At 45.9% G+C, this 22,521-nt stretch carries 18 protein-coding genes; 5 read left to right on the top strand and 13 right to left on the bottom strand.

Features of this window, described 5'->3' with window-relative positions; all coding sequences use genetic code 11:
• Window positions 1–2: 2 nt before the first annotated feature.
• Entirely contained in the window at window positions 3–1,478 is a 1,476-nt protein-coding gene (locus tag ANME2D_RS16175) for an aldehyde dehydrogenase family protein (RefSeq protein ID WP_048094006.1), read from the bottom strand.
• Between the two features lie 56 nt (window positions 1,479–1,534).
• The gene (locus tag ANME2D_RS16170; RefSeq protein WP_320408826.1) at window positions 1,535–3,076 is read right to left on the bottom strand and encodes a serine--tRNA ligase; all 1,542 of its coding nucleotides are present in this window, start codon (window positions 3,074–3,076) and stop codon (window positions 1,535–1,537) included.
• 179 nt (window positions 3,077–3,255) lie between these two features.
• On the opposite strand from ANME2D_RS16170, the gene ANME2D_RS16165 reads away from it, so the two are divergent.
• Entirely contained in the window at window positions 3,256–3,579 is a 324-nt protein-coding gene (locus ANME2D_RS16165) for a PEF-CTERM sorting domain-containing protein (RefSeq protein ID WP_081810353.1), read from the top strand.
• A 7-nt stretch (window positions 3,580–3,586) separates the two neighbouring features.
• Here ANME2D_RS16165 and ANME2D_RS16160 read toward each other — a convergent pair whose 3' ends face one another.
• Both ANME2D_RS16160 and purL read right to left on the bottom strand, forming a co-directional pair.
• A complete protein-coding gene (locus ANME2D_RS16160) occupies window positions 3,587–3,808 on the bottom strand; it encodes a hypothetical protein (protein ID WP_048094003.1) in 222 nt (73 codons plus the stop codon).
• Window positions 3,809–3,881: 73 nt separating this feature from the next.
• Window positions 3,882–6,812, bottom strand: a complete 2,931-nt coding sequence (gene purL, locus ANME2D_RS16155) for a phosphoribosylformylglycinamidine synthase subunit PurL (RefSeq protein ID WP_048094002.1) — start codon at window positions 6,810–6,812, stop codon at window positions 3,882–3,884.
• Between the two features lie 633 nt (window positions 6,813–7,445).
• Here purL and ANME2D_RS16150 point away from each other — a divergent pair.
• On the top strand, window positions 7,446–8,492 hold the full coding sequence (locus ANME2D_RS16150) for a hypothetical protein (RefSeq protein ID WP_048094001.1): 1,047 nt from the start codon (window positions 7,446–7,448) through the stop codon (window positions 8,490–8,492).
• On the opposite strand, the gene ANME2D_RS16145 is transcribed toward ANME2D_RS16150, so the two are convergent.
• From ANME2D_RS16145 to ANME2D_RS16120, 6 genes are all read right to left on the bottom strand, one after another.
• Window positions 8,489–9,502 carry a hypothetical protein gene (locus ANME2D_RS16145; RefSeq protein WP_048094000.1) on the bottom strand — a complete coding sequence of 338 codons (1,014 nt, stop codon included), beginning with the start codon at window positions 9,500–9,502 and terminating at the stop codon, window positions 8,489–8,491. The genes ANME2D_RS16150 and ANME2D_RS16145 overlap by 4 nt on opposite strands.
• A gap of 51 nt (window positions 9,503–9,553) precedes the next feature.
• Window positions 9,554–10,201: a translation initiation factor IF-6 gene (locus tag ANME2D_RS16140; protein WP_048093999.1), complete on the bottom strand. Its 648-nt coding sequence runs from the start codon at window positions 10,199–10,201 to the stop codon at window positions 9,554–9,556.
• Between the two features lie 45 nt (window positions 10,202–10,246).
• Window positions 10,247–10,510: a 50S ribosomal protein L31e gene (locus ANME2D_RS16135; RefSeq protein WP_048093998.1), complete on the bottom strand. Its 264-nt coding sequence runs from the start codon at window positions 10,508–10,510 to the stop codon at window positions 10,247–10,249.
• 9 nt (window positions 10,511–10,519) lie between these two features.
• Window positions 10,520–10,672, bottom strand: coding sequence for a 50S ribosomal protein L39e (locus tag ANME2D_RS16130; RefSeq protein WP_048093997.1), 153 nt, complete (start codon window positions 10,670–10,672; stop codon window positions 10,520–10,522).
• A 74-nt stretch (window positions 10,673–10,746) separates the two neighbouring features.
• Entirely contained in the window at window positions 10,747–11,406 is a 660-nt protein-coding gene (locus tag ANME2D_RS16125) for a potassium channel family protein (protein WP_048093996.1), read from the bottom strand.
• Between the two features lie 9 nt (window positions 11,407–11,415).
• On the bottom strand, window positions 11,416–12,414 hold the full coding sequence (locus ANME2D_RS16120) for a potassium channel family protein (RefSeq protein ID WP_048093995.1): 999 nt from the start codon (window positions 12,412–12,414) through the stop codon (window positions 11,416–11,418).
• A 135-nt stretch (window positions 12,415–12,549) separates the two neighbouring features.
• On the opposite strand from ANME2D_RS16120, the gene ANME2D_RS16115 reads away from it, so the two are divergent.
• Window positions 12,550–14,538 (top strand): cation:proton antiporter domain-containing protein, encoded by a 1,989-nt coding sequence (locus ANME2D_RS16115; RefSeq protein WP_048093994.1) that lies wholly within the window; start codon window positions 12,550–12,552, stop codon window positions 14,536–14,538.
• Window positions 14,539–14,552: 14 nt separating this feature from the next.
• Here ANME2D_RS16115 and ANME2D_RS16110 read toward each other — a convergent pair whose 3' ends face one another.
• Window positions 14,553–17,273, bottom strand: a complete 2,721-nt coding sequence (locus ANME2D_RS16110; protein WP_048093993.1) for a cation-translocating P-type ATPase — start codon at window positions 17,271–17,273, stop codon at window positions 14,553–14,555.
• Window positions 17,274–17,642: 369 nt separating this feature from the next.
• Here ANME2D_RS16110 and ANME2D_RS16105 point away from each other — a divergent pair, with 369 nt between their 5' ends.
• Window positions 17,643–19,676 (top strand): acetate--CoA ligase family protein, encoded by a 2,034-nt coding sequence (locus ANME2D_RS16105; RefSeq protein ID WP_048093992.1) that lies wholly within the window; start codon window positions 17,643–17,645, stop codon window positions 19,674–19,676.
• 9 nt (window positions 19,677–19,685) lie between these two features.
• Here ANME2D_RS16105 and ANME2D_RS16100 read toward each other — a convergent pair whose 3' ends face one another.
• On the bottom strand, window positions 19,686–21,041 hold the full coding sequence (locus ANME2D_RS16100) for a PFL family protein (RefSeq protein ID WP_048093991.1): 1,356 nt from the start codon (window positions 21,039–21,041) through the stop codon (window positions 19,686–19,688).
• Between the two features lie 2 nt (window positions 21,042–21,043).
• Window positions 21,044–21,322, bottom strand: a complete 279-nt coding sequence (locus ANME2D_RS16095; protein ID WP_048094039.1) for an ACT domain-containing protein — start codon at window positions 21,320–21,322, stop codon at window positions 21,044–21,046.
• Window positions 21,323–21,606: 284 nt separating this feature from the next.
• Here ANME2D_RS16095 and ANME2D_RS16090 point away from each other — a divergent pair, with 284 nt between their 5' ends.
• On the top strand, window positions 21,607–22,467 hold the full coding sequence (locus tag ANME2D_RS16090; protein WP_048093990.1) for a coiled-coil protein: 861 nt from the start codon (window positions 21,607–21,609) through the stop codon (window positions 22,465–22,467).
• Window positions 22,468–22,521: the final 54 nt, after the last annotated feature.

The following is a 22,521-nucleotide window of genomic DNA, read 5'->3' as shown; positions in this document are numbered from 1 at the left end:
TCCTAATACGCCAGATCTATCTGTGCTTTCTGGAGCTTTCCACTGTAATCAAAATAAACGGTTTTCAATTCTGTGAATTCCTCTATCGCTGTTGTACCTGCTTCACGGGCTCCGTTTCCTGATGATTTCACACCCCCGAACGGCAGGTGGATCTCAGCTCCGATTGTAGATGAGTTGATGTATGTTATGCCTGCTTCTATTTTTTCAATTGCCCTGAAAGCGTCATTAATGCTATCTGTATAGATAGAGGATGAAAGCCCATATACCACGGAATTGGCGATCTGTATTGCCTCATCAAGATTACCGGCGCTGATTAAAGATACAACAGGGCCGAATATCTCATCCTGTGCTATTTTCATATCAGAAGCTGCATCTGTAAATATGGTAGGTTCAAAGAAGTAGCCTGGCAGGGGCTTGATGATACTTCCGCCCTGAACCAGTTTAGCACCTTCATCCTTTCCTATCTCTACATATTTTGCTATCTTCTGAAGCTGTGAGTTATTGATAACAGGACCGATGTCGGTACCCTCATCAAGACCGTTGCCTATTTTAAGCTGTTTTGTTCTCTCGATAAGTTTCTCCTGGAGGAGAGGCAGTATCTTCTCATGCGCTATGACGCGGCTTGCTGCAGTGCACCGCTGCCCTGCAGTTCCGAACGCTCCCCACAGAATACCGTCTACAGCAAGGTTCAGGTCAGCATCGTCCATAACAATGATCGGGTTCTTCCCGCCAAGCTCAAGAGAGACCCTTTTCATATCCCTGCTTGCCTCACCCATTACCAGTTTACCCGTCTCAAGTGAGCCTGTGAAGGATATGGAGCGGATCTTCCTGTTCCTGATAATCGCACCGCCCACAGTGCTTCCATCCCCGGTCACAAGGTTCAGTACGCCTTTTGGAAGCCCTGCCTCTGTGAGTATTTTCACAAGTTCTATGGCAAGTATTGGTGTATCGCTTGCAGGTTTAAATACTGCTGTATTCCCACAGATCAGGGCAGGCATTATCTTCCAGGAAGGGATCGCAAGCGGGAAGTTCCAGGGCGTGATCAGCCCGACTACACCTATGGGCCTTCTGACCGTAAGACAGAATTTGTTCGGAAGTTCAGACGGTGTTGTCTCCCCTAAAAGACGTCTTCCTTCCCCTGCTGCATAGTATGTCATATCGATTGCTTCCTGGACATCCCCCCGCGTCTCATCCAGAACCTTTCCCATCTCGATTGTCATAAGGCGCGCAAGCTCTTCCTTTCTTTCCTCAAGCATCCTTGCTGCCTGAAAGAGTATCTTGCCGCGGTATGGAGGAGGTGTACTGCTCCATCTCTCAAATGCATCTTCAGCGCTATCTGCAGCACGCTGCACGTCATCCTGCGATGCTCTCTGTATTTTTCCGATTAACTCAAGAGTTGTGGGGTTATAATCATCAAAAGTCTCGCCTGTGCTTGATTCTACCCATTCTCCGTTTATGAAAAGCTTATATTCCTGCAAGGTACCTCACCCTGCTATAGAGTTGTAGGCGATGCTATTTTAAGGTTTTTGTGTCATCACATAAACCTGATTCCCCTGGGTATCTCTCCGATTTTATCCCTGAACTTATCCGGCCAGTCCTCAGGCTCAAACCCCTTCTGTGCAAGGAATACGCTTGCCCACCTCTCAAGACCGATACCAGAGCATCCGCTCCACACATCCTCTGCGGACTGCGATTTCACATTAAAGCCCCTGGGATACTTATCGCCATTCACGCTCAGGTTCTGGAACTCAAGCCACTCCCCATCCTTGCCCCTGTAGGGCAGCGGTGCCTCAAAATCAATTGTTCCAACATCATCTCTCCCTGCAAGCCCGATCATCCCCTCCTGCGCCATGAACCACGGTGTAACCCATGCCATCCTCCACTCAAGATCAAGGATATCGTTGAATACATGCTTGTAGCACTCCTGCATATCCTTTGAGTGGGAAAGGACCTGCTCAGGCGTACCGATGAAAACAAGTTCTATCCTGTGGAACTCATCCACCCTTTCCATGCCGTGTATGCCGCCGCTCTCGTACCTGTGGGATGTGCCTGAGCGGTCAAATACCTTGATGGGGAGAGAATCATCAGCAATAATCTTTCCCTGCAGGAATGGCCAGAACGATGGGCACTGGGCATAGGCCATACCGCCAAGAGGTTTATCGATTTTCTCCCAGATGAGGTTAAGAGGTACTTCAAGAGTGACCTTGTAGTAGTCCATAACCTCCTCCCAGAACGCCGGGTCCCTTGTCTTCGGGGGACAGACATAGTATATCTCAGGGTATATTCCCTTTGCATGACCTGAGCGCTTCCATACTTCCCAGGGAACAAGCTTCGGGAATATCATCTCAATATAGCCAAGTGGCCTGATTATCTCCTCAAGCACGATCTGCTCAAACGTCCTGAAGATCTGTGTCATCTGCGGCCCGTGTATCCACTGACCCCTGCCTACGCCATGCTTTATCCAGCCGCGCCTCTCGGCCTCAATGGTCGGGTCGCCCTTGAATTTCATCTCTTTTTTAGGGCTCTCCCATAGAAGGCTCCAGTGTTCAGCTTTTCCGCCAAAGCTCTGCGCAGCTATCTTATCCTCTATGAGTGAGATTATCCTGTCAGGGATCTTCTTCTCAAGTTCTGCTTCCCCGACATCGAGTGTGAGCGTAATCATACCATCTTTAAAATCTATTTCCCTGACATAAGGTATTTTGTGCTGGCGCAGTGCCTGCTCAGAAGGTAACTTAACAATGAACTCCTCTATTTCCATGCCTCTTATCCCGATCCTGTATTTCTTACCAAGCACTCCTGCAAGCGGTTTTCTGAGGCGTATAAATGCATCGTGGGCGCGCAGGTACCTATCAGATTCAATATCAAAAAATATGCTGTTATCCTTGATATCCCAGCCTATGATCCTGGCGCCTCTTCCTGCCGGGACACCTTTTTGCAGGATGGTCGCTTTTGCTTCTTCGATGAATCTCTCTATGTCTGCGCATGCTGCGGATACATCTGCGCTTGTTTTGAAAGCGCCTTTGAGGTGAAAGTAAGGTTCCATTATCTCATCAATCGTTCTTATTTGAGGTATCACTTACGACTTATTTCTTATTAATACTTTCATGCATCTATAATTCCTATGTGTCTTTAGCATATAGTCCCACTCCGTGAAGTTACTTATAGGCTTATGTTGATTAACTATAGTAGTAATAAATACTGGAGGAGTTAAAGATTAAGAATAAAATAATAGCAATCACTGTATTTCTTGCAGAGATGATGGCAATGACAGGGGTTGTGGCGACAGCAGATACAGAGGCTGTATTGATAGACAATAGTACTGAGCATAGAGATGACTATTTTGATGTTGACACCAAAATTTATACAGAAGGCCCCAACTTATCACCTTCTACATCATATAACCTGACCATAACAGACCAGGGCTCCTCAGGTAACCAGAGATCGATTGTTGCTCAAGATGAGGGCGCCATGGATCCTGACACCACTTATATAATACCAGAATTCCCAACCATCGCCCTTCCAGTAGCAGCAGCATTAGGAATAATATTCATTATATATAATAGAATAATAGAGGAATGATCCGAAGCTAATATGGAAGCTCCAGCAGTCTTAATCCCAGGGGTGCTATTCTTAGCTCATCATGCTCTTTATCAATGAATGCCTGCTCATGCAGGAAGTAGAGGATTTCATCTAAGGTATGTGGCGGCAGGATAATCTCCTTTTTAATCTCATTAACATTATGCCACCTGGAATCTTCAAGTAACTCCAGTATCATATCAAGATATATCGTAATCACAATTATGCTCATTACTATGTAGTCTTATTTATAGCTCACTATCTCTAATATAGATAGAGAATAGTTTATTGAAAAATTACCACCCTTACCACCGCAGCGTCTTCTGCCACGCTTCCTTGAGCTCATCGATCCCCGCGCTCAGGATCACTTTCTCACCGTCCATTATCGTAAAATTCTGCTGCCATGTAACCACGCCGATATCCGCAAATACATTCCCTTCCATGATCTCCTCGAATCTTCCTACCTTATCTGGCGACACTGTCACCACGAAGCGACTCTGGGACTCTGAGAACAGTGCAGTATCTGCGCGCTTTATGTTCTCGGCAGGCACCTTTGTCAATTCAACAGTCATGCCTGAATTTCCTGAAAATGCGCTCTCAGCCAGTGCCACACCCAGGCCACCATCTGAGCAATCATGGCATGAGGCTACAGTGCCCTCATGGATGGCTCTCTCAAGAGCTGTATAGAGCCTTTTTGCCGACACAGCATCCACCTTCGGCACGTCGTTCCCGATAAATCCAAGCGAGGCAAAGTACTCTGAGCCTCCAAGTTCATCCTTCGTCATACCGAGGACGTAAACCCTGTCATCAGGTCTTTTGACATCCATGGTCACGGCTTTCCTGACATCCTCTATTTTTCCGATGGTCGAGAAAAGTACAGTTGGAGGGATTGAGATCTTCCTGCCTCCTATCTGGTAATCGTTCTTCATGCTGTCCTTTCCAGATATGCATGGTACACCGAAGGCTGTTGTATAATCATACAGCGCCATGTTCGCCCTCACAAGCTGGGCAAGTTTATACTCTCCATCAGGGGTCCTGTCTGATTTAACAGGATCGCACCAGCAGAAGTTATCAAGACCTGCCACATGATCTAAAGAGCCGCCCACTGATACATGGTTGCGGATAGCCTCATCGATAGCACATGCGGTCATATGGTATGTATCGACATCCCCGTATCTCGGACAGATACCGTTGGCAACTACAACGCCTTCCATGCTCTCAAGCAGAGGCCTGATAACCGCGGCATCACTTGGCCCATCTCCTGTAAGTGGTTTTATCACTGAGCCTGCCTGTACCTCATGATCGTACTGCCGGATCACATACTCCTTTGAACAGATATTCAGACGCGAAAGAAGCGTCTTAAGTGCAGCAGTCAAGTCTACATCTCCAGGAACTGGCTTCTCAAACCTCCTGGTCTCCCACCGTGCATTAAGTTTCATAGTGGGAAGACCCCTGTGCATGAAATCCATATCAAGGTAAGCTACACTCTTATCTCCGTATATTGCATGAAATTTTCCGCTATCGGTGAAGGTTCCGATAACCGTTGCCTCTACATCCCTGGTTTTTGCAAGGTTCAGTAATTCATCTATTCTCTCATGGGAAACAGCAAGCGTCATCCTCTCCTGTGACTCTGAGAGCAGTATCTCCCATGGATCAAGACCTGCGTATTTTAAGGGACATCTCTCAAGGTTTATTAGACAGCCTCCCGATAGCTGCGCCATCTCCCCGACTGATGAAGATAATCCTCCTGCGCCGTTATCAGTGATGGCATTATATAGCCCCATATCCCTTGCCTCAAGCAGAAAATCAAGCATCTTCTTCTGGGTTATCGGGTCTCCTATCTGGACTGCGGTTACGGGGGAATCCTCATCTAATTCCAGAGATGAGAAAGTAGCACCATGTATGCCATCTTTCCCGATACGCCCTCCCACCATAACAATAAGGTCGCCAGGGTGGATCTCTTTAATATGGGAGGGCTTTCCATTAATTACAGACGGCATTATCCCGCCCGTGCCGCAATATACCAGAGGTTTACCAAGATACCGATCATCAAAGACGATACAGCCGTTCACTGTAGGGATTCCGCTCTTATTGCCGCCGTGCTCAACGCCACGTCTTACGCCTTCAAATATCCTCTTGGGGTGAAGAAGGCGCTGGGGAAGCCTCTCATTATAGAACGGCGAGGCAAAGCAGAAAACATCCGTATTAAAGATCAGCCTTGCCCCCATACCTGTGCCGAGAGGATCGCGGTTAACACCCACTATACCTGTGATCGCGCCGCCGTAAGGGTCGAGGGCTGATGGCGTATTGTGTGTCTCAACCTTCATCACAAGGTTGTAGTCATCATTGAACCTGATCACTCCTGCATTATCTGTAAAAACAGAGACAAGCCATGGTCTGTTGATCTCCAGGGTTGCCCGCTTTATAAAGGTATTAAAAAGAGAGTTAATAATTTTTGTTCCGTTTTCATCTGTATATGTTATCTGGCTGTTGAATATCTTGTGCTTGCAGTGCTCAGACCATGTCTGGGCAAGTACTTCTATCTCCACATCGGTCGGCAGGAAAAGACCAAGTTCTTCCCTTATGGCTCTCACATCAGCATTATCAAAATATCCACGGATCGCTCTCATCTCAGAGAGATCCAGGGCAAGAAGCCTTTGCCTGCTTATTTCTTTTAATTCGCCATCACTTACATTCAAATCCAGTGTCAGGACTGAGGGGACATGTTCTCCCCCGATAGCAGGAAGCGGAAGATGTATACCTTTTTCTTTATCCCAGTCCCTTGTGCTGGTAATCTTCCACCTCTCGATGAGACTGTTAGCAAGGAGACCGCCTGCTATCTGCCTTGTCTCCTCTTCTGTAATGTCCCCTTTGATAAGATACTGTCTTGAAAAATATACTCCTTTTAGCCTGGTTTTAAGTACATCCTCAGATGCTTTTTTTGCAGTTGCACCGACATTATCCGTAACGCCAGGCTTAAATCCTACCTCTATCAACCATGAGAAATCATCTGCAAGAGGACGGTCTGAATAGATCTGTATTACGGGATCGGCAAACACCTCCTCCCCCAGAAGTCTTATCTGCTCATGCAAGAGATCTGCATCAAATGTGTAGATATCAATTGTTTTGATAGATTCCACTTCTATATGCAGGTCTTCGATTATTCTTTTTTTTATGCCCTCGCCGAGTGCATCTCTCATTCCTTTTTTAAAACAGACTTCGATTCTGCTGACCATTGTTCTGTATCAATCCAGTTTCGTTGTTTTTACCTTCAAGCATGGAGTTATGGTTCTCATTATCGTATTCTCCAGGCTGAAGGTTATATTATCTCAAAAGCTAATATAGTTATCAACGACTGAATAATCGCTGTTTACGGTGCAGATAATGTGAACTACCACACTACATGTAGGGTTATCTTCTCTACCCCCTGACCCCACGTTATAAAATAGTAGCTCACAGGTACATAAAACAGTAAACCCACCCCCCAACCTGCACGATCATTGACAATGATGATCCACCCCCCAACCTGCCATCTCACTTTATCTCTACCTATTCACCATCATCATTCTATACATAATAGTAGCACGGATAAATATTCAGTTGTGAATAAAGTAATACTGAATTAACATCCTGCTGCATTAAATTAGAGATAATGCACCTGGTATTAATTCAGTGACACTACAGTAGGAAATAGTAGTTAATAATATAAATAGCGGGAGAATAACTATCTGAGAAAGGACAGGATTTATGGCCAGACGTACATGGGTATCTGAACAAGGCGGTTCAGGATGCCGTAGATACCATATAATAGAATAGCATCTAAATGTGAAAAGATTTATAAGACACTAACTTAGTGATACCCTAATAGTATGGTTGTTAGAAAGAACATATCACTAGAAAATAGCCATCTTAAGAAACTTGAGCCGCTAACCAAAAAGCACAATGATAACCTGAGCGCAGCAATTCGAGACGCTATAGATGTCACGGAAGCTGCACTTCACCGCTATGGCACTATCGAAAAAGCAATATCAAGTATTACCGCGGATAAAAGGGAATTGACAGCAAGGGAGAAATCTATAGAATCCGGGAAAAATGTGATGCTTAGCAGTCCGATCTTCATATGGATGATCAAATGGACAAAAGGCATACCGCTGGACAAGGAAATACTTGATGAGCTGCTTGATCCATTACAGATCAAGACGATATCAGACCTGGATAAACATATCAATGAGATCAGCAATGAATCGGGCTGGGACTGTAAAATATCTATATTCAGCATGGACAACATTAACCCTGCAACTGCAACTGTTGCAGTATCAGGCGATAATGAATATTATCGTGATTTCCTGGCTCAACTTGTGGTAATGTTCCTTGTCTATAATAAAGGTCTTGATATCGATGTTGTTCACAGGAGGGCAAGTACTATCCGTATCGATTTAAAGGTCAGGGAGAAAGGAACATATCCGCTTGTCGCAAGGGAACACTTCGGGTACCTAAAAGAGGCGATGGACGAGTTCATGTCAAAACAGGATTTCTGGAAGAGCTTTTTTGAAATTTATCGTTCTGTGAACTACAATATGGTATCCCTGTATAAAGATCACTACGAGGATCTACTTGCCTGCAATTCACTTCTTGATATAAGGATATTCGAGTCGCTATCAAAAAGACACATATTAAATATCCCACACCAAGATTTCTTAGTGATGTTAAAGAGGACGCATGAGTCCCTGAGAATTATAGATCGAATAGAGATCTTTGATGATAGTATCAGTATATACCACAATTATAAGAATGAAAAAGCAATAAAGAAGATAAGAGATTATTATTTATTACTTCTTAAAGCGAACGGCCATGAGTATGAGGCAAAATATTCTACCAGCCTCATAGTCCTGAACCATGTATGCTGCAGGGATTAGATTACTACGACCTTTTTTGCAATATCCCTGCACAGTGTTATGTACTCTGCCGGGTTCACGGATGGAAAAGTATCGATCAAACAGATGTCGCATTCTTTAACAGCTTTTCCAAGTTTTCTGATATCACCATGATATACCAGGATCTCTGCCTGCCCTTTAGCTTTTGCCATGAGCACAGGCTCATCCCCTATGGGTTTATCATAATCTGGCAACTCAAAATCAATCTCTACTCCAAGGATATCTGAGTTAGCATTGATATTTAAAATGGTGTTACGCAGCGCAGGAAGCCAGGCATCATTAAGGATCACCCTTCTTGCACCTCCGAGTACGCTTAAAAGACCGAGAGTGCCCGGACCGCAGAAACCATCAACTATTACAGTATTATCAAGTTCTCCGTTAAGGTACAGCTCTTCAAGTTTTTTTATCTTGGTGTTATTGAATTCTATGTGTATCATGGACTGGTTCTTATAGATGCACAGTTCTCCGAATATTGAAGATACCACGTCGCACCGCGTATCACATCCCGAAAGTAATTCATATGTATGGGGCGTGCTGTCTGTGTCCAGTATTCCTATACTCTTTAATGGGTGGCCGGTTCTCTTTATCACTCCTTTTATCTCGGGAACACTGGCCATTATTATATCAGCCAGTTCCTTTGTAACCGAGTCCATTATAAGAACAAGATTTTTGCCCCCCAGGCGCGGAGGATAGGGCACCTGATAACCAGATGTGATAAGCGGAGTTCCGACCTCTTTTAGTACGGCATCAGCGGGAAAAAGCCCTTTTTGTTTCAATACTGTCAGGACGTTCCCGATTACAGAATCAAGGTGCCTTTTGCCGCATTTGCTGCACCTGCCAGTGTTATTATCAATAGTCTCATGAAGCGGAACGCTCTTATCATACTGAGGGTCAGGCGGGCATGAGCTGCATGCCATGTACATCTGGAATATCTCATCCAGTATTTTTTCAGCGGGGAGTACGCAGTCTCCGCTGCATGTAGGACAGTTCATGTGGATATATCTCTTAAATTTCCGTAATTTATATTCAATTATATCAGATTATTATACATAACCCAGTGTATCTTCAATCCTGGCAAGTTCAGGCCCTGTTGTGTCCTCTCCTGCCACATAGCCCCTGCTGTTCGCAAGAAGTCCTGAGCCCACAAGAGGCGAGCCAAAATTGATAGTCCCGATATCCACAGGTAAGTTGAACAGTTCTTCCACGACCGCGATCTCAGAAGTGGTAGCTCTCGGATGCACAAGTACCCCTCTGTTCGTGGCGATTGCAGCCATACCCACGGTCTTTAAGCCCCCGATAGTACCTCTTCTGGCATCAACTCCGAGAGTTCGTTTAATTATCCCGATTGATCTATCAGATAGGTCAGGATGCACCAGGGCTGCAGTATCATTAGCAAGTATGATGTTCCCGGCAGCGTTCAATTCTCCAGATAATCTTGCAGCTCTGGTATGCTTTCTTAGCTTTCTTAGCTCTCCATCGAGAACAAAATCTGCAACTACAATACCTGCTGTGTTTCCACGCATCAATGAGCCTACAATAGTGCTTCCGCCAACCAGAGAAGGGACTGCCGTCACACCAAGGGATTCTTCAAGCTCTCTTATAGTTTCATCAGAAGTATCATACGGAACAAAAGCAAGCCCGTCTGTGCATGTCGCAAACACGCCAATGACCGGGCTTCCCAGGATGTTCATCTTGCGCTTTAACTCTACGGTCCATTCCCCCGGGGCAGGTTAAGGTTATTCCTGTGCAAGCTCGGCTTGCACGCCGCCAGCCTCGAACTTGACTGCTCTTACCCGCAGTTTCAATGGTGGCTTCATGGAGCCTCTCTCCCAGAGCCTCTCATTGATCGTCTTATCAAGCTTGATCTCTGTCATATCGGTCTTAAAGTGCTTTGCAAGAAATTCCCTTACCTTTTTAGATGCGCTTTTTGCCCTCTTCCAGCGCGGGGCTCTTCTTGCATCTGAGAGCGGGATCGTATAAATTCTTTCAATATCTGCCATAAACTTACCTCAAACATCCAGTGTGCTGCGTCTCCAGTTGCGTCTCTTTGGATGGGTCATTACATGCCTGTTGGTTTTTACAATAACCCACGCTGGAACGCGCTGGTTCTGGTTCTGGGCTTTTGCCAATCGTTTCTTCTTACCTTTTGTCTTTTGGGTCATAAAAATGCACCGGATAATCTTAAGATTATCCTAGAACTATCGATTAATTGATAAAGCTTTTGGAGGATAAACCATCAGGTTCTGGTGTATTTTTCCTTAAATTTTGAGATCTGGTCATGATTTCCGATAATGGCAAGTGTCATTCCCTCCCCCAGGATAACTGAAGGATCTATATCTGTTGTTGTCTTTCCGTTCTCCTCAATTCCTATTATGGTGCATCCTATCCGGGAGCGGATAGAGGCTTGTGCGATACTTTTCCCGGCAAGGGGTGAGTCCGGGGTTATGCGGTAGCGCTCGATCTCAAGCCCTTCAGGCATCATTATGATCTCCTCTATCTCCTGTCCCAGGATTATGCGGGCGAGCATCTGAGCAGCCACGATGGATAGGGATGCCACATAATCAGCCCCTGCCCTGTATATCTTATCAATGGACTTTGTGGCATTAGCCCTTGAGATGATTATGCAGTGGGGATTTAAATTCCTGGCAATAAGGGATGTGAAAATAATATCTGTATCATTATTCAGAACTATGATAACTGTAGCTGCATTCTTAAGGTCTGCGCGCTTGAGAATCTCCTCATCAGTTGCATCTCCGGTCACGTACTTAAAACCTTTATCCTTCAACTTCATTTCGTTTTTATCAACAACTACAAAGTTCACATGAGCTCTCTCAAGAACTTGTGCTATACGCCTGCCCACATCCCCGTATCCGATAAGAATAAAATGTTTATCCATATAATATACTCACCGCGTCATCTTTTTTAATGCCTCAAGCTTCTTCTCAGTACCGACTGCCAGAAGTACAGAATTTTCTCTTATTAAGTCCTCAGGCTGTGGGTTCAATGATAACCTGCCCCCGCTCCAGAGCCCGACGATATTCGCACCTGTGAGTTCGCGAATCTGCGCATCCTTTAATTTTTTTCCGATAAGAACGCTTCGAAGATAGATCGGAAACTCCACAATGCTTATATCTGCAAAGAACCTGGTTGCTCCAGAGAGATGGACCGTTAGAGGATCGATGGCTTTTCGTCCTAAATATGTCCCGAACAATGCTTTTGGAGATATTACCCTGTCAGAGCCTGCATATGTCAGGTATCCTGCTTTTGCAGTATCTTCGACAAGGGATATCACCTTGACATTGCCAAGCTCCCTGGAGGTGAGAACTATACTGGCATTCTTCTCATCACTCTGATTTGCTATCAGCATCCTTGCAGAGAGGATATTGGAGTTTAGCAGTACATCCTCATCTGAGGCATCCCCATGGACGCAGAGTATCTTTCTGAATACCAGTTGGGTAATATTCTTTTCATTCTCATCAATGATAACGAAAGGAACCCTGTACTCGTCAAGCTCTGTAATAAGAGTTTCAATGAGCTGGTTATAACCACATATTATAATATGGTTTTTTAGATCAGCCCGAACCTTTAAGGGCAGCTCTCTTCTGGCTGTTCGCTCAAGCACAGGAGTGACAACAAGAGGGGAGAGAAGAGCAAATATCATAACTATACCTGAGAGGATTACAATAACACTGAACAACTGCCCGATAGATGAATCAAAAACAATATCTCCATATCCCTCTGTAGTTATAGTTGCAACCACCCAGTAGATTGCCGTTATAAATTCATAATCCCTATTTTCATAGGTACGCATCAGATACAGAAAAACCATGCTATATATTAATATAAGAAGTATAAAAATAAGAATATATGAAAAAATAGATCTACTTATTCTAAGCCTGAACATCCAGCTAATTATTGTATTAATAAGTCAATAATATTACTGCATATCAGATACTCAAATCCTCAGGTAATAAGGCAGCACGGGCAGGATGGTTTGTGAAGGATTATATAGTCGTAGTACTTTAGTGTTATTTGTGTTATGGCTGAGCCTATTTTTTTGCGGGATTTTGCTATCATCTTTGGTGCTGCGATTGGTATTACCCTTTTGTTCCACCATCTCCGTATAGCACCTATTGTGGGTTACTTGATCGCAGGCGTACTGCTTGGCCCTTCGATGCTGGGTATTGTAGGAGATATTGAGTTGATCGAGATGATGGCCGAGGTTGGTGTCATCTTGCTATTGTTCTTGATCGGGGTTGAGTTTTCGCTTGCTGAGATTATAAGGATCAATCGCGCCGTGTTTGTGGGCGGGTTCCTTCAGGTCTTTCTGACGACTGCCCTTGTACTGCTGGTTGCACTATCATTTGGCGCATCTTTTGAACAGGGTATCTTTATTGGTTTTTTGGTAGCACTGAGCAGTACTGCGATTGTACTTAAAGTGCTCTCTGATCGAGGTGAAATTGATTCTCCGCAGGGTCGTCTATCCGCTGCGATATTGATCTTCCAGGACCTGAGTGTTATGGTGATGGTACTGCTTGTACCGATATTGGGCGGAGGATCTGATCTTTCTATTGCTGGTGTGGCGTTAAATGTTTTTTGGGCATTAGCAATCGTGGTCCTGATGATAGCAGTATCCCGTTTTGTTGTTCCTTTTATACTGTACCGGGTGGTTCAGACACACAATCGCGAGCTGTTCCTGATCAGCATTGTACTGATTTGTTTTGGAACTGCATGGTTAACATCGCTTATAGGTCTATCTCTTGCTCTTGGCGCTTTTCTTGCAGGACTGATAATTTCTGAATCTGAGTATGGACAGCACGCTTTTAGTGAGATCCTGCCGCTTAAGGATATTTTTAGTATCCTTTTCTTTGTATCGATCGGCATGCTGCTGGATATTGATTCTGTACTCAGAAACCCGCTGGTTATACTTCTGGCAGTACTTGCAATCTTTGTGATTAAGTTTGCAGCCGGAATACTGATTCCTGTTATTCTGGGCTATCCGCTCAGGGTTGGTGTACTTGTGGGTGCTTCTCTCTATCAGATTGGCGAGTTCTCTTTTGTGCTATCTAAGGAAGGAATAAATCTGGGCCTATTCTCAGGCGATGAGTACCAGGTATTTCTTGCGTCCGCAATTATTACTATGGTGTTCACTCCATTTATGATCCAGGGAAGTAGAAGTTTTTCAGAGTATGTTGAACGACTGCCGATCCCGCATATGATCAAGTTCGGATACCTTCACGAGGACCTTTTTGATAGAGCAAAATTAAAAGACCATGTGGTCGTTGTGGGTTTTGGTCTTAACGGCAGGAATGTTTCTAGAGTGCTGTCTTCATTTGATATTCCTTTTGTGGTGCTGGAGATAAACCCTGAGACCGTGCAGACTGAGAAAAAGCGTGGTGTTCCCATATTGTATGGTGATGCTTCCAAGGAGGCGGTACTTGAGCACATCGATATTATGATGGCGCGTTCTGTGGTAATTGCTATTTCTGATGCCTCTGCCACACGAGGAATCGTGGAATTGGCCCGGAGGCTTAACCCATCGATATATATCATTGCGCGAACCCGTTATATGAATGAGGTTAATCCCCTGTATTCTCTCGGTGCAAACGATGTAATACCTGAGGAATTTGAGACCTCGATCGGGATAATCTCAAGGTTGCTGCACAGGTATTTTATTCCTGTTGATGAGGTTGAGAAACACATAATTGAGATTAGAAAGGATGGTTATGAGATGTTCAGGAATATACATCAAAAGGATGCTGTACTCCCGCAGCTAGAGCAGCATTTGCCTGATATTGAGATAGAGACTATTAGAATAGGGGTAGCCTCGCCCCTGGACGGGAAAACTTTAGCTGAGGTAGGGCTCAGGAAGAAGTATGGTGTCACGGTACTGGCAGTTCAGCGCGGCAGACAGACAATAAGCAATCCTTCTGGCGATACTCAATTACTGGCACAGGATATCATTATCCTGATTGGCACCCGGGATAATATCAACAGGATAAACTCCCTGATCAGGTCATATAATTGATAGCGAATATTTATCTATCTCTTCGTAACCGATACAGGCAGCCGCCCGTACACGCCAAGCCGCTTGAGTATCTCGTCGAATATCAGGATTGAGCTGGCCACAGGAATGATGAGTGCCCAGTCGGTCAATGATAGCGGCACGGTACTGAATATTACCTGCCCCGGTCCTGAGTACACAGCCCCCAGTTGAAGCAGTATCGCACCGCTTATGCCAGCTATAAGCCACCGGTTGCTCAGTATACCGATGGAGAACAAAGACAGGTAACTTGAGCGCGCACTTAACGCCCTGAACCACTCAAAAGAGACAAGGGTGGTAAAGGCCACTGTCTGTGCATGCTGAAAACTCCCGATCTGGAGCTCGTAGGCGAACAGACCAAGCGTTCCGACAGCCATCACCGGGGACAAAAGGAGCAGACGGCGCACCAGGAAACGATCCAGTATACCAGAACCCGGCGCCCTGGGCGGCTGTTTGAGTACATCCCAGTGCTTTGGCTCGACTCCAAGAGGCACGGTGCACGCACCATCCGTGACGAGGTTGACCCACAGAATCATTATGGCCGTAAGGGGCAGAGGCATACCGAGCATCAGGGCGGCTGTCAGAGTGAAAACCTCACCAATATTGGTAGTGATAAGGTAGGCAACCACGCGGTACAGGTTGCTGAAGATCACCCTTCCCTCCTCTATCGCATTGACGATGGTGGCGAAGTTATCATCAGTGAGGATCATATCAGCTGCCTCCTTGGCCACCTCGGTTCCGGTTTTTCCCATCGCTACCCCGATGTCTGCGCCTTTTAAGGCCGGAGCGTCATTAACGCCGTCGCCTGTCATCGCGACGATGTGTCCTTTTTCCTTAAGAGCCTCCAGAATCTTGAGCTTGTGCGCAGGCGAAACGCGCGCGAACACGCCCACGGTCATCGCCTGATCAGCTAATTCCTCTTTTGACATCTCCTCGATCTGCGATCCACTGATCGCCTGCCCTGCGCCCCGGCTGATGCCCACCTTCTCAGCGATCGCCGAGGCCGTCACAGCGTGATCCCCTGTGATCATTACCACATGAATCCCGGCGCCCCGGGCATCATTGATAGCCTTGATTGCCTCGGGACGGGGAGGATCGACCATGCCCCAGAGACCCGCGAATGTAAGCTCGCTCTGTGCAAGAGAGCGGTCCAGTTTCTCAGTATCTGCAGGAAGATCGCGATATGCCCCGGCCACAACACGCAGCGCCTGCCTGGCAAAAGACGTATTGACCTCTTTTATGATCTGCCGCCGGGATTCATCCAGTTCCACCCTTTTTCCATCCTCCAGCATGTGTGTGCAGAAATCGATTACACGCTCAGGGGCACCCTTGACATAGACCACAGATCTGTCAGGTGCTGGATGCATGGTCGCCATGTACTTTTGCTCGCTTGTGAAGGGAATCTCAGCCTTTCTTGGCTGCTGGCGCTTGAGTTGATCTATATTGAAACCGGCCTTGCGTGCCACAACGAGTATGGCTCCCTCGGTCGGATCGCCTTCGATCCACCAGCCCTTCTCATTATGTATCAGCCTGGCATTGTTGGCAAGGCTTCCTATGGTCAGCAGGGTCCTGAGTTCATCAGAGAGTTCGTGTGGCAAAGCCCCGTCCTCAGGGTAGATCTCGCCTTCGGGCTCATATCCCTGCCCTGTGACTGTATAGGTTCTTCTCCCGACCCACATTCTGGTTATGGTCATCTCGTTCTTTGTGATTGTGCCGGTCTTGTCCGAGCAGATGACCGTAGTAGATCCCAGCGTTTCAACCGCAGGTAAACGCCGGATGATCGCATTCCGCCTGGCCATCCGCTGGACCCCCAGTGCCAGCGTCACACTTATGACTGCGGGCAGTCCCTCAGGTATGGCCGAGACCGCTACAGCAACAGAGAACAGCACCATCTCTATGATCTCATATCCCTGCAGGATTCCCAGGCCAAAGAGACCAGAAGCCAGCAAAATCCCTCCAATACCCAGAATAGTGCCCAGGCGACCCATGCGGCGCTGCAGTGGAGTCTCCTCGCGCTCGGTCTGCCGCACCTCTGTGGCAATCTCTCCTATGACAGTATCCATGCCTGTGGCTACGACCACTGCACGTCCCCGCCCTGCCGTGACCGAAGTGGACGTCCAGACCATGTTGGTTCTGTCTATCAGTGCCTGCGACTCCGGGTGTCGGCCCGGCTGCTTGAAGACAGGCTGTGATTCTCCTGTCAGGGCAGACTCATCCACCTCCAGATCATCGCTTTTAAGCAGGCGTGCATCTGCCGCCACACGATCTCCGGTCTCAAGCAGCAGGATGTCCCCGGGCACGACCAGAGAGGCCGCGATCAACCGCTCCTGTCCATCACGAAGAACCATGGCCCTGGGTGCTGCCATCTGACGCAGTGCAGCCAGAGCCCGCTCTGCCCGCCACTCCTGCACGAATCCCATGATGGTATTGAGCACCACCACACCGGCGATCACAGAAGCATCGATGTAATGCTCTATCAGAAGCGATATAAAAGCTGCCCCGACGAGCAGATAGATCAGCGGACTGCGAAGCTGTTTGAGCATCATACGAACCGGACTGATGCCATTCTCTTCTTCCAGTATGTTCTCCCCATACTTATCCAGATGCTCTCTGGCCTGCTCTTCTGTCAGGCCGTTCTGATCAGCACCGACCCTCCGCAGCACCTCCTCTTCGGATAGAGCATGCCACGGGATCTTTTGGCTCTCCCGGTCATCTGGCATTATTCAGTCGCAAAGCCTCTGTTACGTTCATGATATTTTTCTTTCATTTATCTCTCCCCTTAATCTCTCTGATTCTAAGATCATTTAATCTATAAATGGGTACTAATCCGTATATTGGTTTCTCTGTATTAAATATTTTCTCCATCTACAGTTGATCCTGGAGTTCTGATTTATAAGGTCGCCATATAGTATTAAAATGGCAAAGACAAGATAATCAACTTCTGTGGTTTATATACTATTGTCAGATGTTATGCGGGAGACTATATATAAGAAAAATGGTAAACCTATTATGAGGAGTGAGTTAGTATGGTTAAAGTTAGTAATTCGTTCATTGCTGGATGGATAAAGGCACAGTCGACGGGGTAAGCTATGCCAGATAGGTTATTAAGCGAGTCTGAAGGATACGATCTGCTAAAGAGGTATGAGATCCCGGTTCCAGAGTATAAGATTGTAAAGAACGCTGATGAGGCTGCAGAGACAGCAGACAGGATGGGCTATCCTGTTGTGGCTAAAATAGTCTCTCCACAGGTAATCCATAAAAGCGATGTCGGTGGGGTTATAACCGGAATAAAGAACAGGGAGATGGTTACAGACGCCTTTGATAGGATAATGCAGAATATAAGGAAAAATGCCCCCGGTGCCGATATAACCGGTATACTCATTGCAAAACATATGCCTCCCGGGCTTGAACTTATAATAGGGGGAAAAATCGACCCGTCCTTTGGCAGGATCATTACTTTTGGACTTGGCGGAAAACTTATCGAACTTATGAAGGACGTTTCACTAAAAGTGCTTCCAGTTGAGATGGACGAGATAGAGAAGATGATACGAGAGATAAGGGGATATGCTCTGATAAGGGGCTACAGGGGCGAGCCGCTCAAGGATGAAAAAGAACTTGTGAGAATCATTGATAGAGTATCAGGATTATTTTATGAGAACCGTAATATGGTTGAATTTGATATTAATCCACTGATACTGTATGAGAAAGGGGCGTGCGTGGTCGATGCGAGGATTTATACAACCGATGTGGTGACCGAGCCTGTAAAAAAAATAGAGAAGGAGCTCTCTGCAGGGATTTTTTATCCCGGATCTATCGCTGTTATTGGCGCTTCTTCTGATCCCAATAAAGTTGGATATGCAGTTTTCAGGAATTTACTGAATTTTTCTGGTAAATTATATGCTGTGAACCCAAAAAGAAAAGAGATACTTGAGCGCGAAGTATATCCATCCATGGAATCTATTCCTGGCAGTGTTGACCTTGCGGTTATAACGATCCCGGCAGCATTCGTCCCGCAGGCCATTGAGGAATCGGGTAAAAAAGGCGTAAAACTGGCGGTTGTCATATCTGCCGGATTCAGGGATACAGGCGAGGAAGGGAGAATCCTTGAAGACAGGGTCGTGCAAATTGCACAAAAGTATGGCATCAGGATGATCGGTCCGAACTGCCTCGGGATTATCCTGCCGCATAAAAGGATCAATGCGACATTCGGTCCTGAATCCCCTGAACCCGGAAACCTTGCATTCATTTCGCAAAGCGGCGCTGTTATTACAACGGTAGTGGACTGGAGCCTGAAAGAGGATACAGGCTTTGGGCTTTCTGCTGTCATAAGTGTGGGCAACCAGGCAGATCTGGGTTTCAATGATTTTTTGAAATTCGCAAAGGATGATGCTGATACAAGAGCCATAGTACTCTACATTGAGGAAATAAAAAACGGCCGTGAATTCATGAGAGTTGTCAGGGAAGTGGCAAAGGAAAAATGTGTTGTAGCAATAAAATCAGGGGCATCAAAGAAAGGTCAGAAGGCAGCATCAACCCATACAGGTGCTGTCGCCGGGGACTACGAGGTGTACATGGCGGCATTCAGGCAGGCTGGAGTCATTGCTTCATATTCCCTGAGAGAGGCATTTCAGATAGGTGAGCTGCTTGCCTCTGAGGATTTCCCTAAGGGGAACAGGGCAATTATAATAACCAATGCCGGAGGTTTTGCAGTTCTCGCTGCAGATTATGCGCAGATGTACGGCATTGAAGTTGTTGAGCTCACACAGGAACTACTTGATAGTCTGGACTTTTTCCTGACACCAGAGTGGAGCCATGAGAACCCGGTGGACCTGGTCGGAGATGCTGGAGCCGATAGATATGCCCGTGCATTTGATATCATGATCCGTAACCAGGATAAATGGGATATCACATTCGTTGTTGCAGTCCCTTCGGCCGTATTGGACTCAAGACATCTTGCCCAGGAGATCGTACGGTTCTCAAACCATACTCAAAAGATGATAATCGGGTGCTTGCTTGGGGGAAATACTATGATGAGCGGTGTGCATATCCTGAGAGAAGCATCCATACCAAATTTCTCTGAGCTTGAAGAAGCTTTCAGGGCTGTTGGTAAAGCTCTGTTTTAAGGCTCTGCTTTAATTCCTCATGCTTGTAATCGGGCCTGGCATCCTGCCGCCGCGCAGTATAAATTCACGGGGACTGAACCTGTTTACCTCCATTATATAGGTCTCACCCAGCAAGCCTCCAAAATTCACATAATCCCCGGCTTTTTTACCCGGGACAGGGATAAGCCGAACGCCTGTAGTTTTTCCGTTCACCACGCCTATGGAGAGTTCATCAGCGATTATGGCTGATATCGTCTCAGCAGGCGTATCACCGGGGATAGCGATCATATCAAGCCCGACAGAGCAGACCGAAGTCAGGGCTTCAAGCTTCTCGATCGAGAGCGCACCTGCTTTTACCGCTGCGTTCATGCAGGAATCCTCACTCACAGGGATAAAAGTACCGCTTAATCCTCCAACATTCCCTGATGCCATGGCCCCGCCTTTTTTTACCGCATCGATTAGGAGCGCCAGCGCAGCAGTACTGCCGGGCGCACCCATCCTCTCTATACCCATAAGCTCAACTATCCTTGCAACCGAATCACCCACCTTTGTGGTTGATGCAAGTGAGATATCCACTATCCCGAAAGGTACATCCATATTGGATGCAAGTTCCCTGCCGATCAGCTCACCTGCACGTGTTATCTTAAAAGCAGTGCGCTTGATGATCTCGGAGAGCTCAGTCAGGTCGCAGTTCCTGTTCTTCTCAACAACGCTTCTTACCACACCCGGACCGCTGATTCCTATATTGAGCGAAAAGTCCGGCTCCCCAACGCCGTGAAAAGCCCCTGCCATGAATGGGTTATCCTCTGGCGCGTTTGAAAAAACTGCGAATTTTGTGCATCCTATTCCATTCTCTGTTCTGTTTGAGATTTCCTTCAGGATATTCCCAAGTTTTATGACAGCATCCATGTTCATACCCGATACTGTGGTGGCTACGTTAAGAAAAGCGCATACCCGCTCAGTACTTGAGAGGACATCCGGGAGTGAGTCTACAAGCCGTGCATCTGCCTTTGTCATCCCTTTCTGAACAAGCGCTCCGTATCCGCCTATAAAGTCTATACCCGCATCATGCGCTGCTCTGTCAAGTGTCTTTGCGATCTCAAACTGCACCTCACTTGAGTGGGCTTCGGTTATAAGAGATACCGGGGTTACGGATACTCTCTTATTCACTATCGGGATGCCGTATTTATCCTCAAGATTCCCTGCCTCTATGATGAGTCTTCTTCCATATCCTGTGACCTTATCATACACATTCGATTTGAAAATTCCAGGATCTGAGTGGATGCAGTCTTTAAGGTTTATGCCGAGCGTCACCGTCCTTATATCAAAATTATGGTAAAGGGTCATCCTGACTGTTTCCATGACCTCTTCAAGTGAGTATTCCATCCTTACACCCTGTGCATTGCCTTGAAGATATTCTCATGCTGTATCTGTATTGAGAGGCCCATCTCAGTCCCTATTACCGCAAGTTCTTTTTTTAACTCTCCTATCGTTATTATGGAATCAGATATATCAGCCAGCATGGTCATCACAAAATAGCCGTCCATGATCTTCTGGTTCAGGTCCTCAATATTGATATTGTGCTTGAAAACCGCGTTTGAAACCCTGGCGATTATTCCCTTCTGGTCTTTACCTATTACTGTTATGAATACAAGGTTTTTAGTCATTTGCATATAATGTTTTCGTAACAATACAAATCCTTTCCCCTCCGAAAAGGTTAAGAGCAATGTAATAGTATGTGAAGAAAACATATACTCTTTATGTACTGATTAGGAGTAAACCTTTTGAGGATTCAAATACAGGATCTCATGATGACAGGAGTATCTTAATTCTTAATCAATGCATAATATAGAGTATACTGATGAAAAGCTGTTCCGGGTAAGCCGGGATATGTATCGTGCATTATGAAATGCATAACCCCAACGATTGTTGGAAAAGGAGGACATATAGATTGTTGAATGAGTTACAGAATCGAAAGAACGACTTGAAGGATAAATCAGAAGAATACAAAAATAAAAGAAATGAGCTCAACTTGGAAGCAAGTAAATGGGCTGGTAAAAGAAACGAATTAAATAAAAGCACCAAAGAACTGATCGATGAGGCACAGCAGCTCAAAAAGTTGCGAGATGAGAATAACCATCAGGTAAGTGAGGCTAAACTCAAACGCGATGAATTAAATGAGCAGGCTAATAAGGTATATGCTGAAATCGATAAGATCCGAAAGGAATTAAATCTTGGTAACGGACCATCCCTGAAGGAGTTAAAAAGGGAAATAGATAGGCTAGAGTTTAAGCAACAGACCGAGGTATTGACACCCGCTCAAGAGAGAGAACTTGTGGATAACATAGCCTCGTTGACTGAGGAGCTCAAGCGTAAAAAGCAGCAGCTTGAGGGCAGCAGCGAACTAAAATCATTACTTGAAAAAGCTCAAGTCCTGCGTGATGAAGCGGCAGCATATCATAACAGGGTTAAGGAGTATGCTGAAGCGGCGCAAAAGTATCATGATAAAATGATCGTAATTTTTAAAGATGCTGATAGGATAAGATCGGAATCAGATGAAGCGCATAAAGAATTTGTAAAAGCGCAGGAAGCTGCTGACGAACAGCACAGACTATTTATACAATCCCAGAAAGAGATCCGAGAACTTAATAAAGTAATAATCGGATTAAAGAGAAAGACAAAAGAAAGTAAGGAAGAATCTATCAGAGAAAAGACCAAGAAGGAAGCCGAAGAGGTATATAATCAATTCAAGCTTGGTGAAAAATTAAACACTGAAGATTTGATGTTACTGCAGAGATCTGGACTTCTGTAAACCTGCACCTCTTTCCTTTTAAACCGGCCTCGGTTGTTTTTTGCTTTCCTAGTC

The sequence above is a fragment of the Candidatus Methanoperedens nitratireducens genome (genome assembly GCF_000685155.1).
Taxonomy (GTDB): Archaea; Halobacteriota; Methanosarcinia; order Methanosarcinales; family Methanoperedenaceae; genus Methanoperedens; species Methanoperedens nitratireducens.
The sequence above is the reverse complement of the archived record's forward strand: the minus strand, read 5'-3'. Positions and strand labels throughout refer to the sequence as shown.